We start from the raw sequence: 12,610 nt of genomic DNA, 5'->3' as shown, positions 1-12,610 counted from the left end.
CCGCGGCTGTTCTGATCGATCTTCACTCTGCCGCCGGCAGGTGGATGACATTGGACCCCGGCTCGGTCTGATCGGCCGGAGCGGCTGCCATCCATGGCGCACCGCGACGACGGGCGACGTCGACTTCCATCCAGTAGGTTTCCCAGCCCTTGGTCGGCCCGATGCCATCCATGGTGCCCGGGCCCTGAATGCTGCGTGCGGTGTCCGCATCGAGAGACATCATCGGCCTCTGGCCACCGGCAACCTTCTCGATCTCCGCACGCAGCAGCTTGCGATAGGCGATGATCGCCTTGTCGCTGGAGCCAAGATGCTCACGGGTACGATCCTGGATCTTGCCCATCGACTCTACCGCCCACTGGTCGTGAACGTTGATGTCGGCGCCCATGCCGGTATAGGTCTCGTGCTTCTGCTCGTGCGGATTGAAGCCGTAGTCGTTGGTCTTGTTCTTGCGCGAGGTGTAGTTCGGCAGCTCGTAAAGTTCGAGCCGCTGGTCGGTCATCTTCTTCTTGTCGACCGGCGTCGTGTAGCTGGTGAAGATCGCATACCAATAGCAGTTCTCGTCATCCACCGGCACATGCCACTGGGTGATCGTCATTTCCGTGCTCATGGGGATGACGAAGCCATGCGGGAAGAGCTGGTTGGTGACGCGCACATGGGTACGCTCCTCGTCGAGCTCGCGCAGCGCAATCAGGCGCAGGCCGTATTCGGTCGATTCGACGTTTATGATCGGGCGATCATATTCGCGCAGGATCTTGGTCATCGGCAGTTCGGTGCCGGCGGACGCACCGCGGAACTGCTTGCCGTAGGAAGCCTTGACGTCTTCGTCCTCGAAGAAGCGATGCAGGAACGACGCATGGGCGGGATCGATGCCGACTTCCAGCGCCTGCAGCCAGTTGCATTCGAACAGGCCCTTGAAGGCGAAGGTATATTGGCCGGGTGCGGCGAAGCAGTCGAGCTCGGGGAATGCCGGCGGCTCGCCCTCGCCCAGATAAGCCCAGAGAATGCCGCCCTTCTCGACCACGGGATAAGCCCGCTGCTTGATGCCGGCGCAGAGCTTGGAGGTCTTCGGCTCGGCCGGCGTCTCCAGGCACTTGCCCTCGACGTCGAACAGCCAGCCGTGAAACGCGCAGCGCACGCCGCCGCCTTCGAGACGGCCGAACGCCAGATCTGCGCCGCGATGCGGGCAGTCGCGATCCAAAAGGCCGTAGCGGCCCTGCTCGTCGCGGAACAGGACAAAATCTTCGCCGAGCAATTTGACCGGACGGATCGGACGATCCCCTTCGAGCTCATCGACCAGTGCCGCCGGCTGCCAGTACTGGCGCATCAGCTTGCCCGCCGGCGCCTTGGGCCCGATGCGAGTGATCAGATCGTTCTGCTCTTGGCTCATCATGGCAAAATGTCCTTTATAACTCTGGCGATGCGCCGCTTATCGCTGAAATACAATCTTGCCGCCGACCATCGTCATATCGGCGGTGATGTCCTTGATCTGGTCGTCCGGCACCGTCATGAAGTCGGCGGAGAGCACCACGAGGTCGGCCAGCTTGCCGGCCTCCAGCGTCCCCTTCCGCGTTTCCTCAAACATGTAGCGCGATGCCGCGCTAGTATAGAGGCGAAGCGCCTGTTCGCGCCCGATCGCTTCGGATGCGCCGTAGACCTGGCCAGCCGGGTCCTTCCGCGTCACCATGATATACATCGTGAGGAACGGGTTCAGCGGATTGACCGGGAAATCGGTGCCGGCGCCGAGATTCTCCAGTCCCATTTTCTCGATCAAAGTGCGCGTCGGGACCGCACGATCCGCGGTCGGCCTGCCGAGGAAACGCGCGACCGTCGCCGCCTTGTCCCACATGAAGGCGTTCTGGAAATCGATCCGCGCCCCGACGCGGCGTGCCCGCTCCATCTGTTCGGGGCGGATCAGGCTGGCATGGATCAAAACGAAGCGGCGATCCTTGATCGACTTTTCCTTGTCGGCGGCTTCGAACGCATCCAGCACCTGATCGACGCCGAGGTCGCCGACGACATGAACGCCGACCCGCCAGCCGCGAAGGTTGGCGATCGACACCAGCTGCTTCAGCCGCTCGGGCGTGACCTGCGCGATCCCATGATAATCGTCATGCGAGTCCGGATAGGCCTCGCGCATCATGGCCGTCTTCAGGGTCATGCCGCCGTCGTAGAAAATCTTGATGCCGCCGAGCTTCAGCCAATCGTCGCCGAAGCCCGACGTGGCGCCGTTGCCGCTCATGATGGCGTCCCAACCGGCGGAGTCCGCGGGCGGCTCCGGTCGAAACATCGTTCCGACCCGCACTGTCGCATCGCCGGCCAGAGCGAGCTTTTGCAGGATCTGCGTGTCGCGCGCGCTTGTCGCGCCCTCGACGACGCTGGTGATACCGAGGCGGTTGAGCGCGGCCTCGGCGAGACGATATTGCCGCAACTCCTCGTCTTCGGTGTAGGGCGGCACGATGTTCTCGACCAGCGGGATCGCCGTCTCGACGAGCACGCCATTGATGTCGCCGCTCGCGTCCCGCTCGAACGCGCCGCCGGCTGGATCCGGCGTGCTCTTGCTGATGCCCGCCTTCTGCAACGCCAGCGAATTGGCCATCGAAAAATGACCGACGGTCCGCAGATAGACCGGATTGTTGGGGGACACGCTATCGAGTTCCTGGCGGGTCAGGTAGCGCTTTTCCGCCAGCTGCGACGGCGGATGCCAGCCGCCGGTCGTGATCCACGCGCCGGGCTGCTTCTTCGCAACGAACGCCCGAATGAGATCGAGCGCGCCGGCCACGTCCTTGGCGCCGCCGAGATTGACCACATAGTCGCCGAGCCCGGCCGCCTTGAAATGCGCGTGGGTGTCGATCAGGCCGGGGACAACCGACTTGCCGGCGAGATCGATGACCCGGGTCTGCGGACCGGCCAGCGGCTTGATCGCGGCGTCACTGCCGACCGCGAGGATCTTGCCGTCGCGGATGGCCAGCGCTTGCGCGATCGTCGATTGGCCGTCGAGGGTGAGGATCTTGCCGCCCGTCAGGACGACCTGGGGCGCGTTCGGGTCAGATTGCTGCGCCACCGCCGGCAAGACGGAGGCGCTAATTGCAATGGCTCCTGCAATCAGACATTTCGCACCCAGATGCATCTCGCCGCTCCATCAACAATGTTCAATAGACGAACGAATGTGCGAATATTATCGTTAGACTAATTCCAGGCAAGCAGAATTTTGCAGCAGGATTTGCCGCGTCACTGAGCATATGCAGCAATTCACGCCTAAAGCATCACCTTGCGCAGAACGAACACTTGTTCAATATACGGACGCAATTCAGGAGCTGATGATGTCGAAGACTTTGAATTTGCGTGTGGATCGGACCCAGGGAGCGCGCTCGTGAGCGGCCTCGTGATCATCGGCGCCTCTTACGCGGGCGTCCAGGCCGGCATCAGCGCGCGCGAGAAGGGCTATCAGGCGCCGATCCGCATCGTCGCCGATGAAATCCATCTGCCGTATCAGCGCCCACCATTGTCGAAGGCATTCCTGTCCGGCGATGTGGCGCACAACAGTCTTTTCCTCCGCGGCGAGGACTATTTCAAGACCCAGGGTATCGAACTGGTGTTGGGCCATCGCGCCATCGGGCTCGATCGTGCAGCCGGCCGGATCGCACTGGACGGCGGCGACAGCCTGCCTTTCGATCAGCTCGTCATCGCCACCGGCTCACGCGCGCGGCGCCTCAGCGTGCCCGGCCATGAGCGCGACGGCATCGTCTATCTGCGCACCCTCGATGACGCGCTGCATCTCAAGCCGCGGCTCGAAGCAGCCAACGACGTCGTCATCGTCGGCGGCGGCTTCATCGGCCTCGAAGTGGCATCGACTGCTGCCAAGACCGGCAAGAAGGTGACGCTGATCGAGGCGCAGTCGCGCCTGCTGGAGCGCGCGGTATCGCCGCTGATCTCGCAATTCCTTCTGGATAGCCATCGCTCCCATGGCCTCGACATCCGCTTCAACGAATCCGTCATTGCCATCGAAGGCAACAGCGCCGTGCATGAGGTCGTCTGCTCCAGCGGCCTGCGGGTGCGCGCCGACCTGATCGTCGCCGGCATTGGCGGCATCGCCAATGACGAGCTGGCCGCGCAGGCGGATATCACCTGCACCAATGGCATCGATGTCGACGAACATGGCCTGACCAGCGCGCCAAACATCTATGCCGCCGGTGACGTCAGCAATCACCACAACGGCTTCGCCGGCCGCCGCGTGCGGCTGGAGGCCGTGCAGAACGCCACCGATCAGGGCAAGGCTGTGGGCGCGATGATCGCCGGCAGACCCGAAGCCTATGACGCAGTGCCGCGTTTCTGGTCGGATCAATATGACGCCAAGCTGCAGATCGTCGGCCTCTCTGCGCCGACCGACAGCGCGGTGATCCGCGGGTCGATGGATGATGGCAAGTTCTCGGTGTTTTATTATCGCGACGGCAAGCTCACCGCCGTCGACAGTATCAACCGGCCCGGCGACCAGATGATCGCACGCCGCCTGATCACCGCGTCACTTTCGCCAACACCAGAACAGGCCGCCGATCTGTCATTTGATCTGAAAAAATTCGAAGCAGGCAAATAGGGCGGACCCACGGCTCATGCCCAAGATCAAGCGCCCCGACGACGAACGCGGCAATACCGACTTCATCGAGAGCCTCGATCGGGGGTTGCGGGTGTTCGAACTGTTCGGCGCGCATTCGCGCCCGATGACGCTGAGCGACGTCGCCAAGGCCGCCGAGCTGCCGCGTGCCACTGCGCGCCGCATCCTGTTTACGCTGGAACGCAAAGGCTATGTGACCAGCGACGGCAAGCTGTTCGCGCTGTCGCCGCGCGTCCTGGCGCTGGCTGGTTCTTACATGACGTCCAATCAGGTCGTCACCATCCTGCAACCCGTGCTCGATAGCATTTCCAGCGACGCGCAGGAGATTTCTTCACTCGCCGTGCTCGAGGGCCACGAGGTGATCTTCGTCGCGCGCGCCAGCCCGGCGCGCGTGTTCTCTGCCGGCATCGATCTCGGCTATCGGCTGCCCGCCTTCTGCTCGTCGGTGGGCCGCGCCATGTTGGGCAAGTATTCCAACGACGACCTCACCGCAACGCTGCATGCCATGGACCTCGTGGCAATGACTCCCTTCACGGTGACCGACAAGGAACTGCTGAAGGCCACCATCATCACCGACCGCGAGAAAGGCTATTCGCTGGTCGACCGCGAGGCCGAACCGGGCTTCCGCTCGATCTCCGTACCCGTGCGGCGCTACGATGGCGCCATCGTCGCGGCCATCAATATGGGCGCCCATGTCGACCGGGTCTCGACCGGGGAAATGATCGATCGCTTCCTGCCGCTGCTGCGCGATGCCGCGGATTCGGTGAAGCCGCTGCTTCTTTAACGCTGTCCCCTCATCCTGAGGAGCGGCCACTTGGCCGCGTCTCGAAGGATGAGGAGCCCTACACTCATGGTTCGAGACGGCGCCAAGTGGCGCCTCCTCACCATGAGGTCCGAGATTGAAACACGCACCAGGAATTGTCGTCTCATGCCCCATATCGTCATCGAACATTCCACCGACGGCCATGGCGACGCGCTCGACATCGCCAGCCTGATGCAGGCGTTGCACAATGCCGGCGCCGCCACCGGGGTAATGAAGGCCGCCGACATCAAGGTGCGCGCGATCCCGTATGCGCATCACCTGATGGCCGGCCGGGCCGAAGGCTTTTGCCACCTGTCGGTCTCCATGCTGGAGGGCCGCACACCCGAGCAGAAAGTCGCCGTGAGCGAGGCGTTGCGCGCGGCAATGGTTTTGCTGCTGCCGCATACCAAAAGCCTCAGCGTCGATATCAGGGATATGGACGCGGTCGCCTACAAGAAGCGCGTGAACGATTAGAGCCGCGCTAACTGCCTTCTCCCCGCCTGCGGGGAGAAGGTGGCGTCGCGAAGCGACGACGGATGAGGGGGAGCCTCCGCAGGCGCGGAGCGAATGGAGAGCCCCCTCACCCGACTTCCACGCGCTTCGCGCGTTGCAGTCGACCTCTCCCCGCAAGCGGGGAGAGGTAAGGCACTCCCCCAAAACGAAAACGGCGCGGCATCCCCAGGGAATACCGCGCCGTCCTCAATTCTGGTCGGCTGCGGTCACCTCATGGGCGACCGCGCCGGGGGTCCGCTTAGACCGCGTCCTTCGCAGCCTTAACCGGGCGGGCGCGCACGATCTTGCGGGCCGGCTTGGCCTTGAAGGTCATTGCTTCGCCGGTGAAGGGATTGGTGCCCTTGCGTGCCTTGGTGGCGGGCTTCTTGATGACGACGAACTTGGCGAAGCCGGGAACGAGGAACACGCCGCTCTTCTTCAGCTCTTTATAGCCGAGGGTCGCCATGGTCTCGATAACGCCCTTGACGTCCTTCTTCGAGAGCTCAGTGGTCTCAGCGATTTTCTCGATGAGCTGCGACTTCGTCATTTGGTCTGCCATTTTGCACCTTTTGGTTTGCCGTGATTCGGTGAGACAGACACTATGAGGAATTACGGGAAAAAACCCGTGCTCAATGAAATTTTCACAGATTTTGCCGGGAAAAATGATGTTTTTTGACCATCAAACCCCGATTCGACTTGTACGGCAGGGTTTCAGGACCCTCGCAAGCGCAAAATACTTAGATTAAGGGGCCTACGGAGTCGCGGCAGGCGACAGAAACGCACTGCAAAAATCACCCCCAGATTCGCCCCCTCACCACATGGTCTGGCGCGCCCTTTCCGGCCATTGCCGATCGTATTCCGGACCGCCGACCCGGCGCTCGCTCATCTCCGCCAGGATCTCGCCGGGCGTCGGCAGAGTCTTCGGGTCGACGCGTTTGTCAGGGTTCCAGAGATCGGACCGCACGATGGCGCGGGCGCATTGGAAATAAATCTCCCCGACCGTCATCACGATCACCGTACGGGGCGCCTTCTCCTCCACGGCGAAGGACGCCAGCAGGTCCGGGTCCGTTGAGAGATGCGCCGTCCCGTTGATGCGGAGCGTGGTGCCGGCACCGGGGATCAGGAACAGCAGCGCGATCTTGGGATCGCGCACGATGTTGCGCAGAGAGTCCACGCGATTGTTGCCGCGGCGGTCCGGCATCATCAAGGTGCGCTCGTCATGGATCCGGACGAAGCCCGGTTTGTCGCCGCGTGGTGAGCAATCCAGCCCCTCCGGGCCAGTGGTCGCCAGAGCGGCGAAGGGCGAGACCTCGATCAGCCGGCGATATTGCGCCGTTACACAGTCCGCGACCTTGGCGGTGGATGCTTCGCCGATGTCATCGAAACGGCCGTAGATCTCTTCGAGCTGCTCGATGGTTTCGATCACCGACATGGCCGCACTGCCCTCCGCCGTATCTATTGACCCCTGATGACCCGTATCAGGTCATCCGCATGATCTTCCGCGACACCAATATTGTTGATCGTGACGTCCGCACCTGATGTCTCGACGCTGCGCTTGAGCCGATCGCCGATCGGCCCATCGCTTGAGCGTCCCCGCGCCGCAAGTCGCGCCGCAAGCACTTCCGGCGGCGCCGTGATCGACACTACGACGACATCTTCATAAGCGGCACGTAGCGCCGGGATCACCGTCCGTGAGATATTGGCAACGACATTGCGGCCGGCGCGAAGCGCATCATCGATCGAGCGCGGAAGTGCATAAGAAAGACCATGCGCTTCCCAGTGGACGGCGAAGGCGCCGCTGGCCTGTGCCTGACGGAACGCCTCCGGCGTGACCTGCGCATTATTCTCGAATTCCGACGCCTCGCGCGTCACCACGCGGCGCGTGAACACCACATTGTCGTCATCCGCGCAGGCGGCCTGCGCCAGACCGATCAGCGTATCCTTGCCGGCACCCGACGGGCCGACCACCAGCACCAACCGGCCGGGGCCGATCCGGCCTGCTTGCGCTTCGGATATCGCCGCGGTGTCGGTCATGCCACCCGATGTCCTTCGCGCCAGACATTGCGCACCACCGGTACCTCATGCGCCACATGGACGCGGATCACGTCGGCGCGCTTGCCGACCGCAATCTCGCCGCGGTCCATGAGCCCAACGGCTTCCGCGGGCCGCTTGGTCACGGTGCGGATCGCGCTTGCCAGATCTATCGAGGATACCTTGCTCGAGAGCTGCAGGGCTCCCATCAGAAGGCTCGACGGCACATAGTCCGACGACAGAATATCCAGCATGCCTTCGCGGGCGAGATCGATCGCCGCGATATTGCCGGAATGCGAGCCGTTGCGGACGACATTCGGCGCTCCCATCAGGATGCCGATGCCAGCCTTGTGCAGGCCTTGGGCCGCCTCCAGCGTCGTCGGGAATTCGGCCACCGAGACCTTGTCTCCAACGGCTTCGGTCACGTTGTCTTCCGTGGTGTCGTCATGGCTCGCCAGCGGAATATTGCGCTCGTGAGCCAGCGCCACGATCGCCCGCATATTGCCTGCCGCATATTGCTGCTGGCAAGCCAGGCGTTGCGCGAACATCACATCGAGCTCGGCATCGGACTTGCCGCCCTTGCCGCGATAATAGGTACGCAGCTTCTCCTCGTCGCGGAACTGGCGCTGGCCGGGCGTGTGGTCCATCAGCGACATCAGCCGAACGTTCGGCTTCGCCAAGAGCGCCTTCGCTTCCTCGACCACGGTTGGCATCGGAATCTCACAGCGCAGGTGCAGGAAGTGATCGACCCGCAGGAGACTGGCTTCGCCGGCAGAGGCAATCGAATCCACCAGCAGGCCGGCGTAGCTGTCGATGCCCTGGCTTGAGTCCTCGCAGCCGACCCGCACCGAGTCGAGCACCGTGGTGATGCCGGACGTGGCAAGTTGACCGTCATAGGAGACGACGGCAGCGATGGGATCCCAGAACACCTTCGGCCGCGGCATGAAATGCGCTTCGAGATGATCGGTATGCAGTTCGACTAGACCCGGCATGATCAGGTCGCCGCGCACATCGTCGCTACCGCGTGGCGCATCACCCTCGCCGAATTCGGCGATGCGTCCACCAGCGAAGGCAATCCAGCCCTTGTCGATCACGCGGTCGGCAAGAACGATCCTGGCGTTGCCGATGACGGTTTCGGTCGATGATGCGGTCATGGTTCTCTTTCTCAGGCAGCAGCGGCGAAGGATGCGACGTCCACCAGCCGGTCGGCGATCAAGTGCCGCACTTCGTCGTCATGCACAATGGCAACCATGGCGACGCCGGCACGTTTCTTCTCGGCGACCAGTTCAACGACCACGGCTCGGTTGGCGGCATCGAGCGACGCGGTCGGTTCGTCCAGCAACAGGATCGGCAGATCGGAGATAAAGCCACGCGCGATATTCACGCGTTGCTGCTCACCGCCGGAAAAGGTCGAGGGCGGCAGCTTCCACAGCCGCTCGGGAATGTTGAGACGTTTAAGCAACGCCCCCGCACGCGCACGCGCCTCCTCACGCGTTACGCCGGCAGCGAGCAGCGGCTCGGCCACGACATCGATCGCGGCCACACGCGGCACCGCGCGCAGGAACTGGCTGACATAGCCGATGGTGTCGCGGCGCACACCCAGGATCTCGCGCGGCTCGGCGGTGGCGATATCGATGACATCACCGTTGTGGCGCACTCCGATGGTGCCGCCGTCGCAGCGATAGTTGCCGAAGATCATCTTCAGGATCGACGACTTGCCGGCCCCCGACGGACCGGACAGCACGACGCATTCGCCGGGTGCCACATGGAACGAGACGTTGCGCACCACCGGCAGGCGAATGCCGTCCTGCAGGTGCATCACGAAGGTCTTTTCGGCGTTGCGGATATCGATCATCGGAATCATGTTGACCTCACGCCGGCAGGATCGAGGAAACGAGCAGTTGCGTATAGGGCTCGCGGGGATCGTCAAGCACCTGATCGGTGAGCCCCGTCTCGATCACGCGACCACCCTGCATCACCATCACGCGATGTGACAGCAACCGCGCCACTGCGAGATCATGCGTCACGACGATGGCCGACAGACCAAGCTCGGAGACCAGCGTGCGCATCATGTCCAGCAAACGCGCCTGCACCGAGACGTCGAGGCCACCAGTCGGTTCGTCCATGAAGACGAGACGCGGTTCGGTAACGAGGTTGCGCGCGATCTGCAGCCGCTGCCGCATGCCGCCGGAATAGGTCCGCGGCGCATCGTCGATACGATCAGCGGAAATTTCGACGCGCTCGAGCCACGAGGTCGCGGTGTCGCGAATCTTGCCATAGTGGTTCTGGCCGACGGCCATCAGTCGCTCACCGACATTGGCGCCGGCGGAAACCGCCATGCGCAGCCCCATCGCCGGATCCTGATGGACAAAACCCCAGTCGGTGCGAAACAGGAAGCGGCGCTCGGCTTCGCCCATCGCCGCGAGATCGCGGGTCACGCCGTCGCGCATCCGGTAGGAGACGCTGCCGGTGGTCGGCGCTAACTGGGCGGAGAGAATCTGCAGCAGTGTCGATTTGCCTGACCCGGACTCGCCGACGATAGCCAGCACCTCGCCGGAATAGAGTTCGAAGGACACGTCGCGGCATGCCGCAAGACGGCCATAAGATTTTCCCAGGTTTGCCGCAACGAGCAACGGCTCGTCACTGGCAGGCACAGGCGCGGCGCGTTGAGTTGAATTCGCTGTCACATCAAGCATTTGCGTTCTCCGCATAGGGCGCAGCATTCTCGCTGCCGCGATGCCCCTGTGATTGCCGCGTTTCGCAATAATCGGTGTCAGAGCAGACGAACATCCGGCTGCCCTTGTCGTCGGTAACGATCTCGTCGAGATAGCTATCCTCGGCGTTGCACAAAGCGCAGCAGGCCTTGTGCTTGTAGGGCTCGAATGGATGATCCTCGAAATCCAGCGACACCACCGATGTGTAAGGCGGGATCGCATAGATCCGCTTCTCGCGGCCCGCACCGAACAGCTGCAGCGCCGCGCAATTGTCCATCTTCGGATTGTCGAATTTCGGCGTCGGCGACGGGTCCATCACGTAACGCGCATTGACCTTCACCGGATAGGCATAGGACGTGGCGATATGGCCGAAGCGCGCGATGTCTTCATACAGCTTTACATGCATCAAGCCGTATTCGGCGAGCGCATGCATACGCCGCGTCTCTGTCTCGCGTGGCTCGAGGAAGCGCAGCGGCTCGGGGATCGGCACCTGATAGACCAGCACCTGATGCGCCTGCAGCGTCGCTTCGGGAATGCGATGCCGTGTCTGGATCACAGTCGCATCGCCCGTGCTCGTGGTCACGGCAACGCCGGCAGTTTTCTCGAAGAATTTACGGATCGAGATCGCGTTGGTGGTGTCGTCAGAGCCCTGGTCGATCACCTTGAGCTTGTCGACGGGGCCGAGAATCGCCGCCGTGACCTGCACGCCGCCGGTGCCCCAGCCATAGGGCATCGGCATTTCCCTGCTGGCGAACGGCACCTGATAGCCGGGGATCGCGATCGCCTTGAGAATGGCGCGGCGGATCATTCGCTTGGTCTGCTCGTCCAGATAGGCGAAGTTATATGTCGGCGCGTTCATTCCGCGGCCTCCTGAAGAGCGACGGGCGTATCGTTGGCGTCGGCGAATTCCTTGCGCAGCTTGCGGAGCAAGCCGAGCTCGGACTGGAAGTCGACATAATGCGGCAGCTTCAGATGCTCGACGAAGCCGGTCGCCTGCACATTGTCGGAATGCGACATGACGAATTCCTCGTCCTGCGCCGGCGCCTTGATGTCCTCGCCGAGTTCGCGTGCACGCAGCGTGCGATCAACCAGTGCCATCGACATCACCTTGCGTTCACTCTGGCCGAAGGCGAGACCGTAACCGCGGGTAAAGCAAGGCGCCTCGGTATCCGAGCCCTTGAACTGATTGACCATCTGGCATTCGGTCAGCGTGATCGATCCCAGCGGCACCGCGAAGCCAACATCCTCGGCCATGAATTCAACCTCGACCTCGCCGAGGCGGATTTCACCGGCAAAAGGATGGTTACGGCCGTAACCGCGCTGCGACGAGTAACCAAGCGACAGAAGAAAGCCTTCATCGGCCCGCGCGAGATTCTGCAGCCGCAGATCGCGGTCTGCCGGGAAGCTCAGCGCATCGCGCGTGAGATCGCCGACCGGCTTCTCGGGATCTTCGATGAGCGACGTTTCAATCAGGCCGTCGCGGCCAAGAATATCGGTGACGCGCGGCATCACACCCGGCTCTGCATCGGTCATGGCCGGCTGCTCGGGCGAGGATTCGCCGGTCAGCACCGGATCGAGCAGACGATGCGTATAGTCGAAGGTCGGGCCGAGCACCTGGCCGCCCGGCATGTCCTTGAAGGTCGAGGAGACGCGGCGACGCACCTGCATCTGCGACGTATCGACGGGTTCACTCGAACCGAACCGCGGCAGCGTCGCGCGGAAGGCGCGCAGCAGGAAGATCGCCTCGATCATGTCGCCGCGTGCCTGCTTGATGGCCAGCGCCGCGAGCTCGCGGTCATAGAGCGAGCCTTCGGTCATCACGCGATCGACGGCGAGGCCGAGCTGATTGGAGATCTGCGCCAGCGACACTTCCGGCACAGCGCGATCACCCCGGCGCTCATGGGCCAGCAGACGATGCGCATTCTCGATGGCGCGTTCGCCACCCTTGACGGCGACATACAT

13 protein-coding genes are annotated in these 12,610 nt (G+C 62.9%); 3 read left to right on the top strand and 10 right to left on the bottom strand.

The genetic code is table 11. From position 1 onward, the window contains the following. Nucleotides 1–22: 22 nt before the first annotated feature. Complete coding sequence (locus AB7951_RS05820) at nucleotides 23–1,390, bottom strand: aromatic ring-hydroxylating dioxygenase subunit alpha (protein ID WP_120291654.1); 1,368 nt, start codon at nucleotides 1,388–1,390, stop codon at nucleotides 23–25. Between the two features lie 36 nt (nucleotides 1,391–1,426). Next, nucleotides 1,427–3,127: an amidohydrolase gene (locus AB7951_RS05815; protein ID WP_120291656.1), complete on the bottom strand. Its 1,701-nt coding sequence runs from the start codon at nucleotides 3,125–3,127 to the stop codon at nucleotides 1,427–1,429. Nucleotides 3,128–3,370: 243 nt separating this feature from the next. Between AB7951_RS05815 and AB7951_RS05810 the strand changes: the two genes are divergently transcribed. The 3 genes from AB7951_RS05810 (at nucleotide 3,371) to AB7951_RS05800 (ending at nucleotide 5,885) form a co-directional block, all read left to right on the top strand. Next, nucleotides 3,371–4,591, top strand: coding sequence for an FAD-dependent oxidoreductase (locus tag AB7951_RS05810; RefSeq protein ID WP_120291658.1), 1,221 nt, complete (start codon nucleotides 3,371–3,373; stop codon nucleotides 4,589–4,591). A gap of 16 nt (nucleotides 4,592–4,607) precedes the next feature. Next, nucleotides 4,608–5,393: an IclR family transcriptional regulator domain-containing protein gene (locus tag AB7951_RS05805; RefSeq protein ID WP_120291660.1), complete on the top strand. Its 786-nt coding sequence runs from the start codon at nucleotides 4,608–4,610 to the stop codon at nucleotides 5,391–5,393. A gap of 144 nt (nucleotides 5,394–5,537) precedes the next feature. After that, a complete protein-coding gene (locus AB7951_RS05800) occupies nucleotides 5,538–5,885 on the top strand; it encodes a 5-carboxymethyl-2-hydroxymuconate Delta-isomerase (RefSeq protein WP_089265362.1) in 348 nt (115 codons plus the stop codon). A 277-nt stretch (nucleotides 5,886–6,162) separates the two neighbouring features. On the opposite strand, the gene AB7951_RS05795 is transcribed toward AB7951_RS05800, so the two are convergent. The 8 genes from AB7951_RS05795 to AB7951_RS05760 all read right to left on the bottom strand — a co-directional run bounded on the left by AB7951_RS05795 (nucleotide 6,163) and on the right by AB7951_RS05760 (nucleotide 12,610). After that, nucleotides 6,163–6,462 (bottom strand): HU family DNA-binding protein, encoded by a 300-nt coding sequence (locus AB7951_RS05795; protein WP_068735221.1) that lies wholly within the window; start codon nucleotides 6,460–6,462, stop codon nucleotides 6,163–6,165. A 252-nt stretch (nucleotides 6,463–6,714) separates the two neighbouring features. Then, nucleotides 6,715–7,335, bottom strand: coding sequence for a pyridoxamine 5'-phosphate oxidase family protein (locus AB7951_RS05790; RefSeq protein ID WP_093756773.1), 621 nt, complete (start codon nucleotides 7,333–7,335; stop codon nucleotides 6,715–6,717). Between the two features lie 23 nt (nucleotides 7,336–7,358). Next, entirely contained in the window at nucleotides 7,359–7,937 is a 579-nt protein-coding gene (phnN, locus tag AB7951_RS05785) for a phosphonate metabolism protein/1,5-bisphosphokinase (PRPP-forming) PhnN (RefSeq protein WP_120291662.1), read from the bottom strand. Then, entirely contained in the window at nucleotides 7,934–9,088 is a 1,155-nt protein-coding gene (locus AB7951_RS05780; RefSeq protein WP_120291664.1) for an alpha-D-ribose 1-methylphosphonate 5-triphosphate diphosphatase, read from the bottom strand. The genes phnN and AB7951_RS05780 overlap by 4 nt, the downstream gene beginning before the upstream one ends. A gap of 11 nt (nucleotides 9,089–9,099) precedes the next feature. Next, complete coding sequence (gene phnL, locus AB7951_RS05775) at nucleotides 9,100–9,798, bottom strand: phosphonate C-P lyase system protein PhnL (protein ID WP_120291666.1); 699 nt, start codon at nucleotides 9,796–9,798, stop codon at nucleotides 9,100–9,102. A 7-nt stretch (nucleotides 9,799–9,805) separates the two neighbouring features. After that, complete coding sequence (gene phnK / locus AB7951_RS05770; RefSeq protein WP_120291668.1) at nucleotides 9,806–10,630, bottom strand: phosphonate C-P lyase system protein PhnK; 825 nt, start codon at nucleotides 10,628–10,630, stop codon at nucleotides 9,806–9,808. Continuing rightward, on the bottom strand, nucleotides 10,623–11,507 hold the full coding sequence (locus AB7951_RS05765; protein WP_120291670.1) for an alpha-D-ribose 1-methylphosphonate 5-phosphate C-P-lyase PhnJ: 885 nt from the start codon (nucleotides 11,505–11,507) through the stop codon (nucleotides 10,623–10,625). The genes phnK and AB7951_RS05765 overlap by 8 nt, the downstream gene beginning before the upstream one ends. Then, nucleotides 11,504–12,610 (bottom strand): carbon-phosphorus lyase complex subunit PhnI, encoded by a 1,107-nt coding sequence (locus AB7951_RS05760; RefSeq protein WP_441255713.1) that lies wholly within the window; start codon nucleotides 12,608–12,610, stop codon nucleotides 11,504–11,506. Before AB7951_RS05760 ends, AB7951_RS05765 begins: the two co-directional genes overlap by 4 nt.

The organism is Tardiphaga sp. 285_C5_N1_2 (assembly GCF_052076065.1).
Classification (GTDB): domain Bacteria; phylum Pseudomonadota; class Alphaproteobacteria; order Rhizobiales; family Xanthobacteraceae; genus Tardiphaga; species Tardiphaga robiniae.
This window is presented reverse-complemented; position numbering and strand designations above follow the sequence as displayed.